Here is a 19752-nt window from a genome sequence, read left to right as displayed (position 1 = left end):
GAGAGTAGCATGGAACATTTTATCAACGCTCGGGAAGACATGGTCACTCAGGCCATTGATGGAACGATTGCGACTTCAGGCGGAAAACTGACGCGGCTCGACGGTTATCCTCATATCCGGGTTGTCGTGCGGTCGGACTGGGATAAATCCAAAGTCGCACTGGTTTCTGGAGGCGGTTCAGGACACGAGCCAGCGCACGCAGGTTTTGTTGGCAAAGGGATGTTAACCGCAGCAGTTTGTGGCGATGTTTTTGCCTCGCCCTCTGTTGATGCGGTTCTGGCCGGCATTCTTGCCGTCACGGGCCCCGCGGGATGCTTGCTAATCGTAAAGAACTACACAGGCGACCGCTTGAATTTTGGCCTTGCCGCCGAGCGGGCTCGTGCCTTTGGCCTGAAAGTCTCAATGGTAATTGTGGACGATGACGTGGCACTGCCGGAACTGCCTCAGGCACGCGGGGTCGCTGGAACACTCTTCGTTCACAAGATCGCTGGTGCCATGGCGGAAAACGGTGCCAACCTCGAGGCCTGCACTATGGCTGCAGAACGGGTCAGAAAAGCGACGCGGTCCATTGGCATGTCTCTGGATACCTGCACGGTGCCGGGGTCTTTAAAGGAAGATCGGATCCCCTTTGGGATGGCCGAACTCGGCCTTGGTATTCACGGGGAAGCGGGTGTTGAACAAGTTGCCGCAAGTGGGGCAAAAGACGCAATCGTTTTGATGACCGAGAAGCTGGCGGCTGGCATGCCCAAGACACCGCACGTTGCCCTGATCAACAACCTTGGCGGGGCATCCTTCCTGGAGATGTCGATACTGACCGAGACGCTGCTGGCGTCTGATGTAGGGCAATATATCCGGCACGTGATCGGTCCTGACGCGATGATGACTGCACTCGACATGCATGGATTTTCGATCTCTTTGATGGAACTGTCCAACGGAGACGAAGACCTGTTGGCCCAATCTGTGGACACACCTGCGTGGCCCGGCTGCAACCCGGTTGTAAAACCCAAGGTTCTGCCTTTGCCGGATGGTTTGTCGCCCATTCGCGCGCCCGCCTCTCAGCATGAGCCGACAAAGGCCTTCCTGACAGCCTGTTGTAATGTGCTGATCGCATCAGAGGCAGACTTGAACCTCCTTGACGCCAAATCAGGCGACGGCGACACGGGCTCAACCCTTGCAACCGCAGCCCGCGCGTTGATCGCGGCGATGGACACGCTGCCGCTTGCCGATCACACGCAGCTCTATCGTGCTATTGGTTTGGAACTCAGCCAGACAATGGGGGGGTCGTCTGGGGTTCTGCTCGCGATTTTCTTTGCAGCCGCCGGGGATGCGTCTTCGTCGGGTCAACCGATGAAAGGTGCGCTAATGGCGGGCCTGGCACGCATGCGCCAGATCGGAGGGGCTAATCCAGGCGACCGAACAATGGTCGATGCGCTTTTGCCCGCGTTGGAAGAGCTAGGTGCGGGCATTGACGCTGCCGCCTCTGCCGCGCGCAAAGGTGCCGATTACACTGCCACGATTACGTCTGCCAAGGCGGGACGGGCAAGCTACATCAACGCAGAGCAATTGGACGGGCACATCGATCCAGGCGCCGAGGCCGTCGCACGTCTGTTCGAACACCTCGCAAGCTGACCGCCATGGACCACGAGACACTCCACGCTTACCTCGCACGTAAGGTAAGTGATGCCGATTTACGCGACTTGTTGGACCAGATTGCCAGCGCGTGCTGGTCGATATCATCCTTGGTTGCGGGTTCTGCGCTGCAGGGACAACAGGGTGATTCTGGGTTGGTTAATCCACAAGGCGAAGTGCAAAAGCCACTCGATCTGCTGGCTGATGTCGTGTTTGCCCGAAGCTGTGCGGCGCATCCAAAGGTAGCCACGCTGATCTCTGAAGAAGTCGAAGATGTTGTGACTTTGAAAGATCCTAAGCCCGGGGATTTTGTCGTGTCATATGACCCGTTAGACGGGTCCTCCAATCTGGATGTGAACCTGTCAGTTGGCTCGATCTTTGCTGTGTCCCGCGTCTCTAACGGCTACCAGTTGCCCACCGGGCGAGACCTGATTTGCGCTGGTTATGCTATCTATGGGCCTTCAACCATGCTGGTCCTGACGGTTGGAGAAGGTGTGAACGGATTCAGCCTTGATCCCGAAACCGACACCTTTTTTCTCACCCACCCTGAAATGATGGTGCCGGAAGACACGGCAGAATTTGCAATCAATATCTCACGCCAGCGTTACTGGGATGCGGCGATCCTGAAATATGTAACGGACTGTATTGACGGACCTATCGGGCCACGAGGCAAGGAATTCAATATGCGCTGGACCGCCTCCATGGTGGCAGAGGTGCACCGTATCCTCGTGCGCGGCGGGGTCTTCCTTTATCCCGTGGACGCGAACAACCGGGCGCAAGGCGGCAAGCTCCGCCTTTTGTATGAGGCCTATCCTATGGCTTTGATCATGGAAGCAGCGGGTGCGGCAGCAACTGATGGGCGTGCGCCGCTCTTGGATATTCATCCTGTGGGGCCGCACCAGCGGACCTCTGTCGTGCTCGGCTCTCGCGCCGAGGTGGTACAGGTGGCGGCAGCCTATGATTGAGAAGAAAGGGCGCTAGATGCCGCTAATTTCCCTAAAACAATTGATGGAAGACGCCTGCCTGCACGGCTATGCGATCCCCGCGTTTAACGTCAATAACATGGAACAGATGCTTGCGATCATGCAGGCGGCGGATGCGGTCAACAGCCCCGTAATCATGCAGGCCAGCCGCGGCGCGCGGGCCTTTGCCAATGACATCGTGCTGTCCCATCTGATCAAAGCGGCGATCGAGCTCTACCCTCATATCCCCGTGTGTATGCATCAGGATCACGGCAATTCGCCCGCGACCTGCCTGTCCGCGATCACATATGGGTTCAGCTCTGTAATGATGGACGGATCGCTGACCGAGGACGGCGCGCGGCCCACCAGTTTTGTGGAAAACGTTGCGGTTACCCGGAAGGTCGTTGAAATGGCTCATATGGTCGGCGTCTCTGTCGAGGGCGAGATTGGGCATCTTGGCAGCCTTGAGACCGGACGCGGCGAAGCCGAGGACGGCCACGGTTTTGACGGTGTCCTGTCTCGCGACATGTTACTTACCGACCCCAGTGAGGCGGTAGAGTTCGTGGGGCAAACTGGCGTCGATGCGCTAGCCGTCGCGATTGGCACCTCGCATGGGGCCTATAAGTTCACCCGCAAACCGGATGGTGACATTCTCGCCATCGAACGGTTGAAAGAAATCCACGCCAAGCTGCCCGATACGCCTTTGGTCATGCACGGCTCCTCCACCGTACCGCAGGATTTGCAGGACATTGTCAACGAATACGGGGGTGAAATTACACCGACATGGGGCGTGCCGGTCGAGGAAATCCAGCTCGGCATCCAATACGGTGTCCGCAAGGTCAATGTAGATACTGATTTGCGCCTTGCTATGACCGGCGCCATCCGCAGAGTTCTGGCAACGCGCCCGGAAGAGTTCGACCCAAGGAAGTACCTTGCCCCAGGTCTAGCCGCGATGCGCGATGTGTGCGTTGAGCGGTTCACGGCTTTTGGATCTGCAGGTCGCGCATCATCGATTAATCCCATCTCCCTATCGGAAATGGCAAAACGGTACTGAAAACGGCCAAATGGCAGATTGAACAAGGGGGTTAACTGGATATAAGGCGGTCAACTGAATGGCCGCTTTGGCTAGCTGTGCCGCAGCTTTGGAATAAACCGTCAAAGTTTGCAAAGGGCCGTTCGTGCCAACAACCTATAAGTATTGCGTTTAAACTCTTTGTAGCAAAATCGGGACCACTTCCTAGTAAGAGCCCCGTACTAATCCACGATATTCCCATCGGAATGGGAGATAGTCGATTGCTTTTAACCAGCACTACTTTTTGAGCAATTATCACGAAATATCAGTATATTGGCCATCTGGCCAATATACATGTCTACCCCATTTAAGATGCTCTTGGGCTTTCAGTATGCCGCTTTTATACATTTGGGTGTTTGCTCGCGCTTTGGTGGCGTTATTCGACCCGTACGCATTAGCCACCATCCCCATGTCTGTGACGCTGAAGTTGCAAGTGAAGTCTTACCAATTAAGCTTTGGGAACACTAAACCCAGCTGCAAACCCTACCAACCATGGCAATTATCGTAGTTGATAAGGTTAGTGGGGTTGGCAGGTATCTTCAGGATTTTGCCACCAACGCGTCACGCTGATCTTTCTCGATCAATCCTCGCTCTAGCCGGATGGAACGACAGAGCAGCTGTTTCCGCTAATGGATTGCCGCGTTCTCTAAACGTCACGGAAATAGATATGATGTAAAAAATATTGGTGCACTTGAAAATCGCGATCAGAATTTTCCTAGCTTAAAAATTATTGATGACACGCTGGATAGCGCTTTAACGGGTAGCCAACAACAACCAACCCCCTTTGTTCGACCCTACTGCTAGTAAACTTCGGCGGCCTGAACGTACCCGCATCTAATTGCTATCGCAGGACCCGTTTTGGCATTTTGAGCATTTGGTGATGGGCAGTTCTCGCGCACGCGAGCCTGATGCATTGTCATGTGTATTAATGGCTTGCTTTACCCAAATGAGCGTTGTTCAAATTTGTGGGTTAACATTGGAAGAGTTTTGGGGCGCTGGTTCAAAAGTGTGCACTCGTATAGATTCTATCCACCCCCTCCCCAGAGATTGTGAGATGTTGGAATGACACAGCAGTGTTGGATGTTGTTGACGGCAGCACGCCTGAGTAGAGCAGTCGAGCAATCTCTTCACACTTTCGCCACAGTCTGCGGCATGGCTAAATTCAATTCCCAATTGCCTCAGAATAACTTCGTAAAACCAATGCCTTGAGGTGCTTCTGTAGAAAGCAGTCTAACAGCTCGACTGGCTCTACCGTTTCCGCCGAATTGCAAAAAATCCGCCGTGGCGGAGGATTGCTCGACCACGGCGTGGGGTGGTGATGGTCTTAGCGCGCGACCTAGTCTGACGGCTTACCGATCTTCGCAAAGACAGTCATCCCTTTGAAGTCGCCAGATTTGAACTGTCGGCCTTGGCTCTCGTAACCTGCCGCGCTTAACGCACCCCGTATCCTATGCTGAAGCTGGGGGGAGAGGGCTGCGGTGGTGACGTCGCTCTCATTATGAATGAAGCGTTGCGCAATCTGCTTCATACATGTTTCAGATTTCCCCGTCTCAGCGAGCCACTGGGCAACTTCTTCATACAGAGGGTCAACCGTAGTCCTCTTCGCCTGCTCCGCACCCGCCAGAGCCGCTTCGTCAGGTGTAAGCCACCACGCCTCACCATCTCTGTACAGCGATAGAGCCGCCGCCCATATACGGTCGCGATCATGGCGGATGAGGTCGTGGTCAATGTTGTCCACCCGCACAGGCCAAAACCGCCGATTGCCTGTCTCATCGCGCAAGTAGTCTGTGCGATTGGTAGTGCCGACAAATACACAGCGGCGGGGATAACCCACTTCAGCACGACCATAGGCAGGTCGGAACTTCTCCTCGGTGCGGGTGATGTAGGCTTTGACATGCTCGACTTCGGCCTTTGAGACAGATGACAGCTCCGCAAGCTCGATAATCCACTTGCCCCGCACGTAATCTGCCGCGTCTTTCGTATGCAAAGATGGAACGCTATCTCCGAAGGCTTCGCCTCCACACAAGATGCGTATGGCCGTTGACTTGCCAGCGCCTTGGCTGCCCTCCAAGATCAGCACATGGTCGGCCTTGCACCCAGGCTCCAAAGCCCGCGCCACAGCTGAGATGAGCCATTTCCTGAAGGCGAGTTCCGCAAATCGGATGCTATCAGGATGAACATCAAACCGCCGTAGGCCGAAGTGTTTATTCAGTACCTCACGCAAGAACTCGCGCGCTTCAGTGGCGCCAACTGCTGGCAGCTCCTCGAGGTAATGGCGGATTGGCGAGATAACCCGTTGCTTCGCCACAAGGTCAATCGCGTCAAAGACGTCATTCTTGGCCACCTTGCTCCATTTCATACGGCGTGACAGCCACATCCGCACTCGGGAGACGTCCGTGTCTTCAAACCGTCGTGGCCTGAAGAGGTTGGGATTGCCGCGTGAGCCTGGCATTGGGCGCATGATCATGATCTGCGCGGCAAGCTCATCATAGGCAAACACGCCGTCCCAATCGGATAGTCCGTCTAACAGGATGGCACAGTTCAAGAGTGAGGCTGGTATGCTTGGATTGCTAAATAAGACAGCATCAGTTTTCAAAGCATCAGGGGCTCAAACGATGCGCATGGGCCAGGTCCTCACTGGATCTGATCTCGGGACATATATGCTTGGCGTAACATATCCTGACATGTCTGCCATTGAGCGAACCTATGATGCACTAGCGGGCAACACGGATTATGCGCAGTTAATCAGCGGCGTCGACGTAGACATGCGTTCAATCACGAAGATAGCTGGCATTCTTTAGGCGCCGATCAGACAGACCAACAAAGGGTGGCGAGGAAGCAATGGAAAAAATGCTTCCTTGAACACATTTCCCTTATCAAAATCAACGCATAAAGGAGCGCGCAATGCTATTTGTTGTAAAACTGACGCACGACTACTCCACGTGTCAGGCCCATCACCCCGAGAAATTTCCACTGTTTCGAGATACGCTAGCAAACGTGAAAGATCATGGGATCAAAGTCCACGGTCACTATTCAAATCGTCTGGAACATACCAACTACATGATCCTTGAGGCCGAGACTTTCGAACAGCTTGATGCGGCATTTGATCCAATTCTTGAGATGGGCCATTTCGAGATTACACCGGTTATCCAAAGATAAGGAAGCAGAACGCGTTAACACCGTCAAATTAACCTTCAGCTGAAGATAGCGATCAAAGTTTTAACCGTTGACCGCAAAAAGGCTCTGCCATGAGATTTTATTAAAACCGCAAGTCACCAACTGGCGACAGCGTTTTGAAATAGTCAAGTTGATCTGGGCCACATCTCTAAGGGATGGAAAGTCCCGTGGCACTGGCGCTTGGCGTCTTTGCCACCATCGGACTATTCAGCCTCGGCGTGGTCTGCGTCACGGCCTTTGCTCCGGGCGAGACATTCCTCATCCGCCCGTGGGCGCCGGTGACGTTGCGTTTCCTGTGGCTGACCCTGTTTCAGGCCGCGGGCGGGGTGATTGCCGTGACTCTGATCGCGCAAGCCTATCGGATCGGCAGACCTGCTCAGGTTGCCGTATTCGAGTATTCTTTCCTTGTTTTCGCGGCCATCTGGGGACTGGCCCTGTGGGGGACCGCGACGGACGCAACCAGCTGGATCGGCATCGTCATCATCATAGTCTCGGGGCTGATTGTGGCCAGACTGCCAGACGTGCGGGCTGACCGACAGGTGAAGATCCAGACATGACCCAACTATACCGGACTCAGAAGGATGGAGGTCTCGCTTTTGGTATTGCCGGAAATGCCACAAACCTCGCGAAGGGCGCACTCGACCTCCAGTATTTGTCCGCCGAGATCAGCCGCAACGTCCTTGTCAGAGGATCATTGATCCGGTGGGTATTGGATGATGATGTTCTCTGACATAGGGCTCATATTGAGGTGCCGAGGGGGCTTAAGATTTGTGGCGACACAGGCTTGGCCCAGCGTCATGCGGCGACGGTATCTCCAAGGATTTCCATCACCTTCCGCGCCATCGCAAGACCCAGATCGCGATTGTTCTCGGGGGTGAAATGAATCCCGTCTACGCCATCGGTGGAAATATGATCGCCCGCGTTCAAGAAGTGCACTTTCATGAAGTCCGCAAGGTCGCCATATAGCTTTGCGAACTGTGCCGATTTCTCATGGGCGCCGCCAAACAGAGACTCGAAATAGGCATGCGGCATCGGCGTCAGCGGCGGCGGCGCTACAACGAGCACTTCGGGCGCGGGGTAGGTTGTGCCAACACCGCCAGCGGACCCCAGCACCTGCCCCACCAGTTTTGACATGCCGGCCGCCACCTCGAACGGGGTGCGGTGGAAATAGGCCTTGGTGTCGTTGGTGCCGAGCATAATGATCACCAGATCAAGCGGCAGATGGCTTGCCAGGGCCGAGGGCAGATAAGCGCTGCCGTCCAGACGCGGATCGGTAGGATCATTCAGCATTGTGGTGCGCGCGCTCAGCCCTTCTTCGATGATGGTATAGCCAGCACCCAGTTCGGCCTGCAGTACCCCTGTCCAGCGCACATCGGGGGCATAGCGTGTGGTGGGAACTCCTTCGACAACGGGGATCCAGCCCCAGGTCAGGGAGTCTCCGAAACACATGATACGTTTGTCAGACATGGCGGGTTTCCTTTCCGGATACATTCAAGAATTGCGTGTGTTCAGGCCGTAGAAGACTGCCGCCAACAGGATGATCAGGCCACGTGCGATCTGCTTGCCCGGCTCAGGCACGCCAAAACTGGTCATCACCACGAACAGCAGTGCAAAGCACATCACCCCAAAGAACGGGCCCCAGACTCCACCATCGCCGCGGCCAAAGACGACCCCACCAAGGATCGTTGCCGCAACCGCATCGATGGGCATTTCTAGACCCAGACGCAGGCTGCCCACAGCGACCGAGGAGGATTGCACAATCGCGGCAATGCCCGCAAACAGACCAGCCAGCACATGAGCCACAAGAACCGTGCGCTCGACCGGGACGCCACTGAAATGCGAGGCCGTGGGGTTTTCGCCAACCGCCATCACAAAGCGCCCATAAACAAAGCGCGACAGGAAGATTGCCATGGCCGCTGTCAGCGTGACCCAGAGCACCACCGGCAATGGCACAGGGCCCCATTTCATCTTGTAGATGTCGTTCATCACGTCGGGCATGTTGCCGGGCGGTTTGCCGCTGGCCAGGAACTGAACAAAGCCGGTGATGATCACGGTGACCGCCAGCGTTGCGATCACCGCAGACACACGGCGCTTGGCCACCAGATAGCCGTTGAACAGACCGATAAGGCAGCCAATCCCAAGCGACAGCAACAGCACGAAGGGCAGCGGCACGTCGCTTAGCAGGCCAGAGGCGATCAGGTAGTTCACCAGCAGCAGAACCCCTGCCCCGGACAGGTCAATCGACCGGACCCGCATCACCAGTAGCTGCCCCAGCACAAGAATGCCCAAGGGAGCAACCTGACGGATAAAGATGCCCATCACATTGAGGTTCATCAGCTGGGGCTTAGTGAGCCACAACATCGCCAGCAGAGCTGCGAACACGAAATAGGCCGGCGGGATACGGGTAGCGGCGCGCAACATCTGGGTCATCGTTACAGCCCCATATTCTTGCGCGACTGCAACGCCACAACTAACAGCAGGATCACTCCTTTGATCGCCCCTTGAAGGAAGGCCGAGAGGTTGGCCAGGTTCATGCCGTTTGCCAGAAGCGCCATCAGGATCGCGCCCAGAATGGTGCCGTGCAGCCCGCCAACGCCACCAGAGAGCTGCGTGCCGCCAATCGCGACGGCGGTGATTGAATCCAGCGCAAATTGCGATCCTACCCCCGGGTCCCCCGACCCGATCCGCCCTGCGATGAAAAACCCCGCAAGGGCCGCGAACAGCGCGCTCAGCACATAGGCCAGAATAGTGTTGCGCTGCGCCTTGAGGCCGAAATTTTGCGCGGTGTCATTCTGCCCTGATGCGACACCGCCGCCGATGGCGAAAAGATGCAGACCAAACCGGGATGCGTGCAGGATTTTCCATCCGGCCGCGATGACCAGCACGCCCCAGAACACCGGTGCCGGGATACCAAGCATGGAGCCTGTGACAAGGCTGACGACGACATCGGGCACCGACCCGCCGGCCACGGGGCGCAAAAGCTGCGCGATGCCCAGCACGATGAACTGCATCGACAAGGTCGCAATGATCGGGTGCACATTCAGCTTCACAATCGCGATCCCATTGACCAGACCGATACTGATCGCGGCCAGAAACACCAGTGGGATCAGCACGAACGGCGATCCATTCAGCGCCAGAATGGCGGTGGTCAAACTCATCACCGAGCCGACAGACAAATCCATCCCCGCCAGCACAATAACAATCATCTGACCGATGGCCACGATGATCAGCGGCATCGCCTGCGCCAGCAGGTTGGACGCGTTCTGCGGCGTGGCAAAATCATCTGTTGTGACCAGCAAAAGCGCCAGTGTCGCAATAACAATGACCAATGCGGCCACCCAGTTGCCCTGGCGCGAATTCTTTCCGAGCCAGCGGTTGGGTTTCGCGGCTGGTATCGGCTTGAAACTTGTATCGGTCATGAGCTCAGTGCCGCGTTAAGAATTGAATGTTCGGTCGCGGTTTCAGCGGCCATTTCAGCGGCGATCTTGCGGTCATGGATGACAAGGAGCCGGTCGCAAAGGCCGATCAGCTCAACTGTTTCGCGCGACAGCACTATGATCGCCTTGCCCTGAAGCGCGAGTTCGCGCAGCAGTTTGTAAATTTCGGCTTTCGCGCCGATATCGACGCCGCGCGTTGGCTCTTCGATGATCAGCACATCCATTTCCGAGGCAAGGTATCGGCCAAGCAGCACTTTTTGCTGGTTGCCTCCGGACAGAGAGCCGACAATCGCGGAACTGTTCTTTGCCTTGACGTTCATATCCGCCATCACCCGGTCGGCAATCTTGCGGACACCAGCCAGCAGCTTGTATCCGGGACGCGCGGCCTGCAGCCCGATCCCGATGTTTTCCGCGATGGACTCGCCCAGCAGAAGGCCTTCATCCTTGCGGTCCTCTGGCACAAAACCCACGCGCAGTCCCTGCATCAGGCGCACGCCTCTTTCCGAAGGGATCGGCAGGCGAAGTGGCTGGCCCACGACCTCGATCTCCCCGGTTGCCAATGGGCTTCGTCCGATAAAGGCTCGGGCGATATCGCTTTGGCCCTGACCTTCCAACCCGGCAAGACCAAGGATTTCCCCGGCGTGCAGATCGAACTGCAACGGCGCCGTATCGGGTCTCAGACGCAGGTTCTTGCATGACAGGCGCACGGGTCCCGGTGCCTGCCCACGATCAGGGAACAGATCGCTGAGTTCGCGACCAACCATAAGGGCGATGAGTTTTTCGGGGGTCAGATCACGCAACGGCTGGGTTGCAACGTGTTCGCCATCTTTCATGACCGTAACGTCGTCACACATTGCAAAGATCTCGTCCATCCGATGTGAAATGTAGATGATTGCCTTGCCTGTTGCTTTCAGTTTTTTGATCTGCGCATTCAGGATTTCGACGTCCGCGGCGTTCAGGGCGGCGGTCGGCTCATCAAGGATGAACACCTGTGCGTCGGCTTTGATGCCATGGGCGATCTCGACGAACTGTCGTTCGGCGATGCTCAGTTCGGAAACCAGCATGTTGGGGTCCACCGTCATGCCCAGTTCCAATAGCGCCTCTTGGGTGCGCTGGGCCATGAGGGACCGATCCGGGATGCCAAAGCGGCCCTCGGGCTCTTTGCCCAGAAACATATTTTCGGCAATGGTCAGGTTGGGCAGCAGCGATAGTTCCTGAAATACGGTCGAGACGCCATTAGCCAATGCCTCGCGCGGGTTGGCGAAGGCGACAACCTTGCCACCTAGCGCGATCTCGCCTGCGTCCGGCTGGTGTACGCCGGCAAGCATCTTCATCAGCGTGGACTTACCCGCCCCATTCTCGCCCATCAACGCATGAACGCGACCGGACATGATCTCAAAAGAGACATCATTCACGGCAAGTGTGGACCCAAAGCGCTTGGTCACACCTGTCATGGTGACTGCTGGCAACATGATACCCTACCGATTGAATTGAAAATCGCTCTCGCGGGGGAGGTCCCCGCGAGAACAAGACTGACAGGGAGGATGTCAGTTACCGTATAGCTCTTGCAGTGTCTCTTCCGGCAATTCAGTCGGCCACCAGACGTTGGCGGACAGGTCATCGCGGTAGAATTCTGCGGCCTTCGCTGCATCCCAGCCTTCAGGCTCGTAGATGTAGTGCTTGTAAAGTGCCTCACCCTCAAGCAGGGCAACGGCTGCGCGTACACCCGCTGCTGCTTGCGACGGGCTGTATTCGGCCACGATGGACGGATAGCCCATTTCAAGCCACTGCCCGAAGAAGCCGTTGTTGCCCTCGCCGGTGATTGGCGGGATTTCTGCACCGAACTCGGTCAGAACGTCCACGCAAGCGCGCGTCATATCCGCACCAGACGACCAGATCGCGTCAACATCGGGATCGTTCAGGTAGAAGGTCTCGCACAGGCTTTTGCCAAGGTCATAAACCCAGCTGCCGTAGTCTTCTTGCGTGATCTCGATGTTGGTCCCTTCCAGCGACTGCATCAGACCGTTGTAGCGGTTGATATCCTCGGGGTGGGATGGCAGGCCGCGCAGGACCCAGATTTTGCCTTCACCGCCGGTCTGTTCGACCAAAAAGTCACCCATGACGCGGCCAAAGTTCTCGGCACCGCCCTGAATGTCGACAGTGAAGTTCTGGTTTTCGGTGCGACCAGTGTGCACGACGACAGGGATACCCGCGTCGATAGCTTTCTGAATACCAGCGTCTGCAGATGTTGGCGTCACAGGCATGACGATCAGAACGTCAGGGTTCTGGGCAATCAGGTCTTCGATATCTGCGACCTGCTTGGCCTGATCGAAGTTCGCATCAAGCATGATGAAGTTTTCGATCCGGTCGTCTGCATCGGCAACGCCCTGCGCTTCGTGCGCTGTCTGCACGGTCCATGTGTTTGCGTTTACGCCGAAATGGCTCATGGCGATGGTCCAAGGCGCATCGCTTTGGAATGCACCGGCCTCGACGATAGAATTGCCAGTTGGGCGTGGCTCGACACCGTCCATCAGGTTTACGTCCTCTGCCAGCGCCGTTGAGCCGAGCAATGCGACCAACGTGGCTGCTTTTGCAACACGATTAAGAGTCATTTTAGGTCTCCTCCCGTTGTTTTACCCAAGCACGTGTTGCGGCTGAAACCGGGCAACAAATAGCTTCACTTGGATCCTCTCCTGCCCTCTAAGAAGCAGCATCTGCGGGCTGAGTCAATACTTATTCAGACTGAATGAATAAGTATATGGTTTGCTTTATGCTTTCATCCCTGACACATTCACTTTAAATGAATAAGTGAGCCCGCCAATCTGCCTCATGGCAAAAGGTAAAGACAAAACGACATGAAAACAGTGCTTTGCTTTGGAGATTCCAACACCCACGGACAGGTTCCCGGCGGTAGCCCGCTTGATCGTTTCGGCCCGGATGAACGGTGGCCCGGCGTTTTCAGAAAGGAAATGTCCCCAGATTGGTACGTCATCGAAGAAGGTCTCAGCGGACGCACAACCGTGCATAAAGACCCGATTGAGGGAGATATCAAAAGCGGGCGGCTTTATCTGCGCCCCTGCCTGATGAGCCATGCACCGCTTGATCTGGTGATTTTGATGCTGGGCACGAACGACCTGAAGGCGCGGTTCAACCAGCCAGCCACAGAGGTCGCCATGGGCATCGGTTGCCTGATCCATGATATTCGCGAACTGACGCCCGGCCCCGGTGGACATTGCCCAGAGATACTGGTCGTTACACCGCCGCCGATGCTTGACAATATTGGGGAATGGGAAGGCATCTTTGCTGGCGCACAGTCCAAGAGCCACCAACTCGCCCATGAGTTTGAAGTGATAGCCGACTCACTGGAAGTGCACTTTTTCGACGCAGGTACTGTGATTGCGTCGGATCCGGCGGATGGCTTTCACCTCAGCCGCGATGCCCATGACACTCTTGGCAAGGCTATTGCCCAGGAAGTCCGCAACATCGGGTGGGCCGTCTGATGCCCGATATGCGCTTTGCTCCGCCCAATCCGATCCGGATTGCCGACCGCTCCAGCGGGATGAACGCCGTAAGTGTACGCAGCTATAACGAACGGCTGGTCTTGTCGCTCTTGCTTCAAAACCAAGGGCTGTCCCGCATGGAGATCGGCAACCGGACAGGTCTGTCAGCACAGACCGTTTCTGTCATTGTCCGCTCACTTGAACAGGAGGGCCTCGTAACGAAAGGCGAGGCCGTCAAAGGGCGCATGGGGCCTCCAACCATTCCGTTGTCGTTGAACCCGGAGGGGGCATATTCCGTTGGCATCAGCCTTGGTCACCGCCACACTGATGTCGTGATGATAGACTTCATCGGTCAACCCAAGTTTTACACATCGCTGCCCCTGCCCCGTGAAGGTCATCTAACAAACCACTCCAAACTTGTTGAAACCGTTGGGCAAGCGCTCGCTGCTCTGCCCGACAGGCACGAAGGACGGCTTGCCGGTATTGGCATCGCGATGCCCGAGGATCGCGAGGAACTGGCCCTTGGCCCAACCGGTATGGCCGAGCGTTTTGAAACACTCAGCAATGAGATAGAGGGTGCGCTTGGCGTTGAGGTCTATGTACAGAACGACATCACCGCAGCCGCCGCCGGTGAAAGCATGTTCGGCGCTGCGAAATCTCTGGATGACTACCTATTTTTCTACATCGGCGCACGTTTGCATCATCGCCTTGTACTGAACCACCAGATTTTCCAAAGCCGTGCGCCCGCCAGCAAGCCAATGGGTTTGATGGACCTTGAGCGAAGGCTTTTGGCTAAAGGTGTGACCACAGACAACTTATGGGAAAGGGGTGCCGAATGGCCCGATCTTGGCGGGGAAAAAGAGACTTGGCTCAAAGCGTGTGTCGCAGAACTGAAATCCTCGCTTGAATCCGCTTCGCAATTTCTGCCTGTCAGCACAGTCATCGTCTCATCCTATGCGCCAAGCGATGTTTGCAAAGAGATTGCCCAGAGACTGAGCATGGTCTGCGGTGGTGTCGAATCAAAGCCGGGAGAGCTGCAAATCACACCAAAGGCGCTGGGAGCGGCCAGCCTGCCGTTCAGTTCGAAATTCGTGATCGAAACGTGATTTTCTACCTTCCGGCGATCGAGACAGATCGCTTCTTCTCGGGTTCTATGTGTTGGATACCCGCGGACTTGGCCGCGTCATGTGATGCCTGGAGGACGAAACTTGTTGTCATCGATCGGTAATGCAGTCCAATTTCTATCTCTATTAGATCGAAATAGAAGCGCAAAAACGGGCCTTTAATTTATGCATTTAAAAGACATGTCAAATTTGTTTATATCAACACGAAGCGTGGCTGTGTAAAGGCCTTTAATATCGACTGTTCTAGTCGCTTCATAGTCGATCTGAAACAATCAAATACCGCCACAATTTGACTAGCGTTGGAGTAAAACTTCTCTCACATCCAGCAGACGACAAGACGACACCCCTAAAGGGGGGTGTCTGTCGTGTCGCCATCTGCAGGGTTATGTCAGGCGTCATCTTTACAGATTGTCGCCTGATGTCGCCTTGTCGCCGAGTGAGTAGTAATCGTCTTTCACAGTTAATAATCCCTTGGCAACAAGGTCGCGCCGCGCGCGGCTAAAGGCATCATTTTTCGACTTATCATTGTCGCCTGTATGGCGCTGAAGAAAGATCGGACGCCATTCGTCCAAGTGTAGGCGACAAGGCTCGGGTTTTGATTTTGTCGCCTCTTTGAACGTGTCCATCGCCAACTGCTGCGCAGCGCTGAGCTTCTCAGTATTTTTACGTTGGCGATAATCGACGCGGTGCAGGACAGACGTGTCGTCAATCGTCACAAAGCAAAACTGCATCGGGTCAAATGGCGTAGCGTCTTTTTGCTTGTCGCAGATGAGCTGCACGTCATGCTCGCCAAATTTCCGCATCACCATCGATGTATCCAATGCTGCAAAAAAGGATGAGTGGCCACGCGCGCCAGCTGCACCGTCTTTCCCGTGATGATGAACAATCAAAACGGTTGCCTCAAATGCATGCATCAACTCATCGCAAGCACTGACAAACTCACCCATGTCCTGAGGGGCATTTTCGTTACCACCGCCGAAGTTGCGCGCGAGCGTGTCGATAACGATGAGCTTAACATCTTTGACCTTACTGATATCGTCCCGGAGGGCTTCTAACCGCGCGCGGTCGCGCATATCGATACTGGAGTTCGAAAAGTGTAGGGGGCTGTTTTTACGATCGAGCCGCACACTGCGGTCTTTTGCCCAAGCCTCAGCCCGTCGACGTATGCCCTGCCGCCCCTCACCAAGGATATACATGACCCCGCCTTGCTCGACCGCATGTCCGTGGAAGTCATGGCCTGTTGCGATGCTGCACGCCATATCAACGGCCATGAAGCTTTTGCCCGTATATGAGGGAGCAACCAAAGCTGCTGAGGCATATTTTGGCAGTATGCCGTCAATAATGAAGCTTGGTGGCTCAAGATTGATGTCCAACACATGGCTGAACAGCTGCAGAGCATTAGGGTTGGTGATGTTGGCAACGGCGGCTCGCACTGCTGCCTCACCTTTACTGTTCCATAAGTCCCACCAGTCTTTGACAACAGGGGGGGTAACATAGGGCAGGCCCGCTGCTTTGATGGCTTTGCGGCCCGCCTCGTCATTGTCCGCGGCTACAACGACGTTGAAGCCCTTCGCCTTAAGCTGATTAGCTGTTGCAGGGAGGGTGTTAGCGTCTAAGGCAAAAAACACCTGCTGCCCGGTCACCAGATACAAGACAACAGCATCCGCCCAACCCTCGGTGACATATAAGACGTCCGACTTCTCGCCGATGAATGAGCCAGCACCTTGTTTGATCATACCATGGCTAAAGCGCTTCGAGCCATCAGGCTTAATGAATTGATTGCCGCGAAATTCACCCGTTTCGATGTCACGAATTTCGATAACAACCGTGTTGCCATCACAAACAGCGCCTGTTCCTGCAAGCTCGATGCCTTTCTGAACGTGATACGGCACATCCAGTTTGGTTTGGCGCGACAAGTCTGGTACTTGCGGCTGAAACATTGGCAGTAGCCCATCTTGCTCCATTTGCCGCGTTCGATCGAACAAGGCGCAATCTTTTCGACAATGATGTTTCAGGTTGCCGTTATGGTCTGCAATCCAAAAGCGGTCCTCACCGCCGCAATTTGGGCATGGGCCATGCCATTCATGGCCAACTCGTTTCAGCCCATATTTTTCAATGATCGGCTGTGAATACTGATCGAATGGAATATCCATCGCTTAACCTCAATGTTTGATTGGCGGCCAAGCACGTGGTATTCTGGCTACGGTTAAAGCGTTCAAACTAACCCACCGAGAAGCCGCGTGCCTTAGGCGCGCGGTTTTCATTTTTGCGAGTAGGCTTTTTCTGAAGCCTGCTGCCTTGATGGCAGCGCATCGACCACTTCCTCGGCATCACGCTCGGAGAGCGGCCCATGCCTACGGACCGCTGCGATTGGGCCTGGTCGGGTCGTCACATACGCACAGGTCTTCCATCGCGCTGCCCCGTGCCTTTCACCGTCTCTCACCTGAACAAGCCACTGGATTGCATTGCGGCAGACAGCGATGCGCAGGTTGATCAGCGGGCGGGCGACTACGCCCATGTAAAGGTCGCTGGTTTCGGAGGTGCTGGCGTTAGTAACCATGTTGCACCTCCTTAACGAAGCGGCATTGCGACAGACGCGTGTAGGGACCTGCCTCAAAGCTACCCTCGCTGAAGTGGATGAACGGGGGGGTGTGGGTGTGCTTGCTCATTGTCACACCTCTGATTGCTTGTAAGGGGGAGCAGCTTCAAATTTTCGCTCTGCATGTCGAAGTAGTTCTGCCACCTCGAATATAGCTGCTTTATTTGGGCGACGAACGACCAGTGGCCATTTTTCTAGCGTTCGGGGGCTGATGGGAAAAAAGAGGTGGGTAACTATTGCTGCAGCTGTCGCCTTGTCAGCGTATTTCGGAAGAGGTTGATCTGGGTGCCATTTGGTATTGCGTAGCATCAGGTAGCTCCTAGTTGCTGGTTACTACCCATCCATACTGCGTCGAATCACCCCGCCTCCCAATCTGCCTAAAATTCAAGTCGCCCCTATTTTCCGCGTTCAAAGCGGCGATACGCTTGCCAAATGTTGTCTACTTGCTTCGGTGCGAGCGAGTATTTCTTTGCAACTTTTGCAATGATCTGGCTGCGAGTGCCTTTGGGTGGTGTGTTCCGCAGGCTAACGAGCCGCGAAGCTGGTTTTTTACCTCCAGAGTTTTTATGCATTTCGTTGATTTCTGCAGCGACATCAGCGTGATGCTGTTCGTAGCCATCCTCCAGTTGGTCATCGCCTTTGGTTTGAAGCCATTGGCGTCGAAGCGGAACTGGTATCGAGTTCGCTTTGCTCCATATGGCTTTTAGCTCTGTTTCCTCGCTAATAAGCCTATCACGTCTCCTGCGTAGGGCGGCGTTTTGTGCCTGCCTATGCAGGGTTTCACAAGCTTGACCAACCTCCATCACAAACCAAAAATCCCATTTACGAGGACGCCCCGCTCCGCTTCGCTTGCCGCCATGATTTTTGGGAGAGCTTTGGTCTTGGCTGGAACTCATATCCAATCCTCTAGCAGCCTAGCCCAGGTTTGCATCGCTTCGCGCCTTTTATCGAGGAGCTTTGCATGCTGGTAGTGCTTGATGACGCCTCCTCGGGTTTCGCTTTGTTTGTGGTTCAATAATCCATCAATGATGTCTAGTGACACGTCTGATTGCTCTGCCATTAATGTTGAAAATGTTCGCCGTAAGTCATGCAGCGTAAAGTCCTCTATCCCCGAAGCCTTTCGCACCTTCTTGTTGAAATGGCTCCACGATTGCATTTTTGCGTCGGGGATTTTTGTGAGTTGGAACACTCGGACTTGTTGCGGAGCTTTGGAATGTCCGAGAATTTCAAAAGCTAACGGTGTTAATGGCATTACGAAGTGGGCAGAGTTTTTTGTTTCCGTGTGCGATAACCGAATTTCACTTTGTGAGCGTATTATTTGTGTCCAAGTGAGGGCGGCTCCCTCATCTGCCCTGAGTGGCGTAGTTATCATGAACCTAAGGTATCGTAGGTATTCAGGTTTTAAACTCTCAGACTGCCATAGGCGCTGTAGCTGCTCTGCAGTGTAGTAGGACATGCGCGGCGGCGGTGGCTTAGGCCGTCGCTTTTTTGCGATTAGAGCCGCGGGGTTTGTGTGAATAACCTCCTCATCGATCAGATATTCTAAAAAACGCGAAAGCGCGCCAAAGCGGTGACGGTTAGTCGCGGGTGCGAGGTGGTGTCGTTCCAAAAGCGATCTGACGTGTTTAGTGTCAATATTTTCAGGCCGTAGGTGGGATACCCCCATTTCTTCTAGGCCAAGGCGGACGTGCCTCGACTCATCCCGCTGATATTTGCTTCTTCCGCCGTTCAGCTCGCTACGAACATAAATTTCAAGCCATTCGCTGCAGGTCTTTTTCCGTGCTTCTGCAGCGCGCTGCAACGCAGTTTGCTCCCGCTGCTCAAGTGCAGGGTCGAGGCCATTGCGGACTTGAGCTTTGATCAGTTCAGCTTTGACACGGGCTTCACTCGGCGTCATGAGAATCGGATCGCCCAGCTTCATGGCTCTTTGGGGATGGCGCTTGCCACCATCTAAATAGCCTCGTTTGCGATATGTATACACCCAACTGGAACTTGAATTGTTAATCACAAGTTTAAGGCCAGGACAGCCTTCGTCCCTGAGCGTTAGCCTTTGGTTCATGGCTCTTTGCTGTTTGGTGAATTTGTCGATTTTTGATCGATCAATATAGCAAGATACGGTGGGCATTTATCAGCGAGACTTTCAGCGAGACAAATTGGGGTAAGTTTGCGAAGCATAGCGTAGTTTAGTGCTTCTTGAAAATCTGATTTATTCAAAATATTTGGGTTGTAATACTTACTTGTCCCTTAGCTCA

Annotated in this window: 19 protein-coding genes; 8 read left to right on the top strand and 11 right to left on the bottom strand. The window is 54.9% G+C overall.

Annotation, left to right across the window (positions count from 1 at the left end; all coding sequences use genetic code 11):
- The first annotated feature begins 9 nt into the window (after nucleotides 1–9).
- From AAC620_RS06405 to fba, 3 genes are read left to right on the top strand one after another with little or no spacing between them, the layout of a single operon-like run.
- Complete coding sequence (locus AAC620_RS06405; RefSeq protein ID WP_340243532.1) at nucleotides 10–1629, top strand: dihydroxyacetone kinase subunit DhaK; 1620 nt, start codon at nucleotides 10–12, stop codon at nucleotides 1627–1629.
- Between the two features lie 5 nt (nucleotides 1630–1634).
- On the top strand, nucleotides 1635–2594 hold the full coding sequence (locus AAC620_RS06400) for a class 1 fructose-bisphosphatase (RefSeq protein WP_340243529.1): 960 nt from the start codon (nucleotides 1635–1637) through the stop codon (nucleotides 2592–2594).
- 16 nt (nucleotides 2595–2610) lie between these two features.
- Nucleotides 2611–3645 (top strand): class II fructose-bisphosphate aldolase, encoded by a 1035-nt coding sequence (fba, locus tag AAC620_RS06395; RefSeq protein ID WP_340243526.1) that lies wholly within the window; start codon nucleotides 2611–2613, stop codon nucleotides 3643–3645.
- A 1354-nt stretch (nucleotides 3646–4999) separates the two neighbouring features.
- On the opposite strand, the gene AAC620_RS06390 is transcribed toward fba, so the two are convergent.
- Complete coding sequence (locus AAC620_RS06390; protein ID WP_340243524.1) at nucleotides 5000–6208, bottom strand: virulence-associated E family protein; 1209 nt, start codon at nucleotides 6206–6208, stop codon at nucleotides 5000–5002.
- On the opposite strand from AAC620_RS06390, the gene AAC620_RS12390 reads away from it, so the two are divergent.
- From AAC620_RS12390 to AAC620_RS06380, 3 genes are all read left to right on the top strand, one after another.
- Entirely contained in the window at nucleotides 6195–6464 is a 270-nt protein-coding gene (locus AAC620_RS12390) for a DUF6854 domain-containing protein (protein WP_445322443.1), read from the top strand. The genes AAC620_RS06390 and AAC620_RS12390 overlap by 14 nt on opposite strands.
- A gap of 103 nt (nucleotides 6465–6567) precedes the next feature.
- Complete coding sequence (locus AAC620_RS06385) at nucleotides 6568–6822, top strand: DUF3303 domain-containing protein (RefSeq protein ID WP_340243521.1); 255 nt, start codon at nucleotides 6568–6570, stop codon at nucleotides 6820–6822.
- A gap of 185 nt (nucleotides 6823–7007) precedes the next feature.
- Complete coding sequence (locus AAC620_RS06380) at nucleotides 7008–7397, top strand: hypothetical protein (protein WP_340243518.1); 390 nt, start codon at nucleotides 7008–7010, stop codon at nucleotides 7395–7397.
- Between the two features lie 238 nt (nucleotides 7398–7635).
- On the opposite strand, the gene AAC620_RS06375 is transcribed toward AAC620_RS06380, so the two are convergent.
- The 5 genes from AAC620_RS06375 to AAC620_RS06355 all read right to left on the bottom strand — a co-directional run bounded on the left by AAC620_RS06375 (nucleotide 7636) and on the right by AAC620_RS06355 (nucleotide 12889).
- Nucleotides 7636–8307 carry an SGNH/GDSL hydrolase family protein gene (locus AAC620_RS06375; protein WP_340243515.1) on the bottom strand — a complete coding sequence of 224 codons (672 nt, stop codon included), beginning with the start codon at nucleotides 8305–8307 and terminating at the stop codon, nucleotides 7636–7638.
- 24 nt (nucleotides 8308–8331) lie between these two features.
- Entirely contained in the window at nucleotides 8332–9270 is a 939-nt protein-coding gene (locus AAC620_RS06370) for an ABC transporter permease (protein WP_340243512.1), read from the bottom strand.
- Between the two features lie 2 nt (nucleotides 9271–9272).
- Complete coding sequence (locus AAC620_RS06365) at nucleotides 9273–10259, bottom strand: ABC transporter permease (RefSeq protein ID WP_340243509.1); 987 nt, start codon at nucleotides 10257–10259, stop codon at nucleotides 9273–9275.
- Nucleotides 10256–11731 (bottom strand): sugar ABC transporter ATP-binding protein, encoded by a 1476-nt coding sequence (locus AAC620_RS06360; protein ID WP_340243504.1) that lies wholly within the window; start codon nucleotides 11729–11731, stop codon nucleotides 10256–10258. Before AAC620_RS06360 ends, AAC620_RS06365 begins: the two co-directional genes overlap by 4 nt.
- A 93-nt stretch (nucleotides 11732–11824) precedes the next feature.
- A complete protein-coding gene (locus AAC620_RS06355; protein ID WP_340243501.1) occupies nucleotides 11825–12889 on the bottom strand; it encodes a substrate-binding domain-containing protein in 1065 nt (354 codons plus the stop codon).
- 243 nt (nucleotides 12890–13132) lie between these two features.
- Between AAC620_RS06355 and AAC620_RS06350 the strand changes: the two genes are divergently transcribed.
- Together AAC620_RS06350 and AAC620_RS06345 are read left to right on the top strand one after the other, a co-directional pair.
- Nucleotides 13133–13777, top strand: coding sequence for an SGNH/GDSL hydrolase family protein (locus tag AAC620_RS06350; protein WP_340243499.1), 645 nt, complete (start codon nucleotides 13133–13135; stop codon nucleotides 13775–13777).
- The gene (locus tag AAC620_RS06345) at nucleotides 13777–14883 is read left to right on the top strand and encodes an ROK family transcriptional regulator (RefSeq protein ID WP_340243496.1); all 1107 of its coding nucleotides are present in this window, start codon (nucleotides 13777–13779) and stop codon (nucleotides 14881–14883) included. The genes AAC620_RS06350 and AAC620_RS06345 overlap by 1 nt, the downstream gene beginning before the upstream one ends.
- Nucleotides 14884–15302: 419 nt before the next feature.
- Here AAC620_RS06345 and AAC620_RS06340 read toward each other — a convergent pair whose 3' ends face one another.
- The 5 genes from AAC620_RS06340 to AAC620_RS06320 all read right to left on the bottom strand — a co-directional run bounded on the left by AAC620_RS06340 (nucleotide 15303) and on the right by AAC620_RS06320 (nucleotide 19625).
- Nucleotides 15303–17054, bottom strand: coding sequence for an AAA family ATPase (locus AAC620_RS06340; RefSeq protein WP_340243493.1), 1752 nt, complete (start codon nucleotides 17052–17054; stop codon nucleotides 15303–15305).
- Between the two features lie 107 nt (nucleotides 17055–17161).
- Nucleotides 17162–17461, bottom strand: a complete 300-nt coding sequence (locus tag AAC620_RS06335) for a hypothetical protein (RefSeq protein ID WP_340243490.1) — start codon at nucleotides 17459–17461, stop codon at nucleotides 17162–17164.
- Between the two features lie 111 nt (nucleotides 17462–17572).
- Nucleotides 17573–17809, bottom strand: a complete 237-nt coding sequence (locus AAC620_RS06330) for a hypothetical protein (RefSeq protein ID WP_340243488.1) — start codon at nucleotides 17807–17809, stop codon at nucleotides 17573–17575.
- Between the two features lie 86 nt (nucleotides 17810–17895).
- Nucleotides 17896–18396: a hypothetical protein gene (locus tag AAC620_RS06325; protein WP_340243485.1), complete on the bottom strand. Its 501-nt coding sequence runs from the start codon at nucleotides 18394–18396 to the stop codon at nucleotides 17896–17898.
- Nucleotides 18393–19625, bottom strand: coding sequence for a tyrosine-type recombinase/integrase (locus AAC620_RS06320; RefSeq protein WP_340243482.1), 1233 nt, complete (start codon nucleotides 19623–19625; stop codon nucleotides 18393–18395). The genes AAC620_RS06325 and AAC620_RS06320 overlap by 4 nt, the downstream gene beginning before the upstream one ends.
- Nucleotides 19626–19752 lie beyond the last annotated feature (127 nt).

The sequence above is a fragment of the Roseobacter sp. HKCCA2468 genome (assembly GCF_037805105.1).
Taxonomy (GTDB): Bacteria; Pseudomonadota; Alphaproteobacteria; order Rhodobacterales; family Rhodobacteraceae; genus M30B80.
This window is presented reverse-complemented; position numbering and strand designations above follow the sequence as displayed.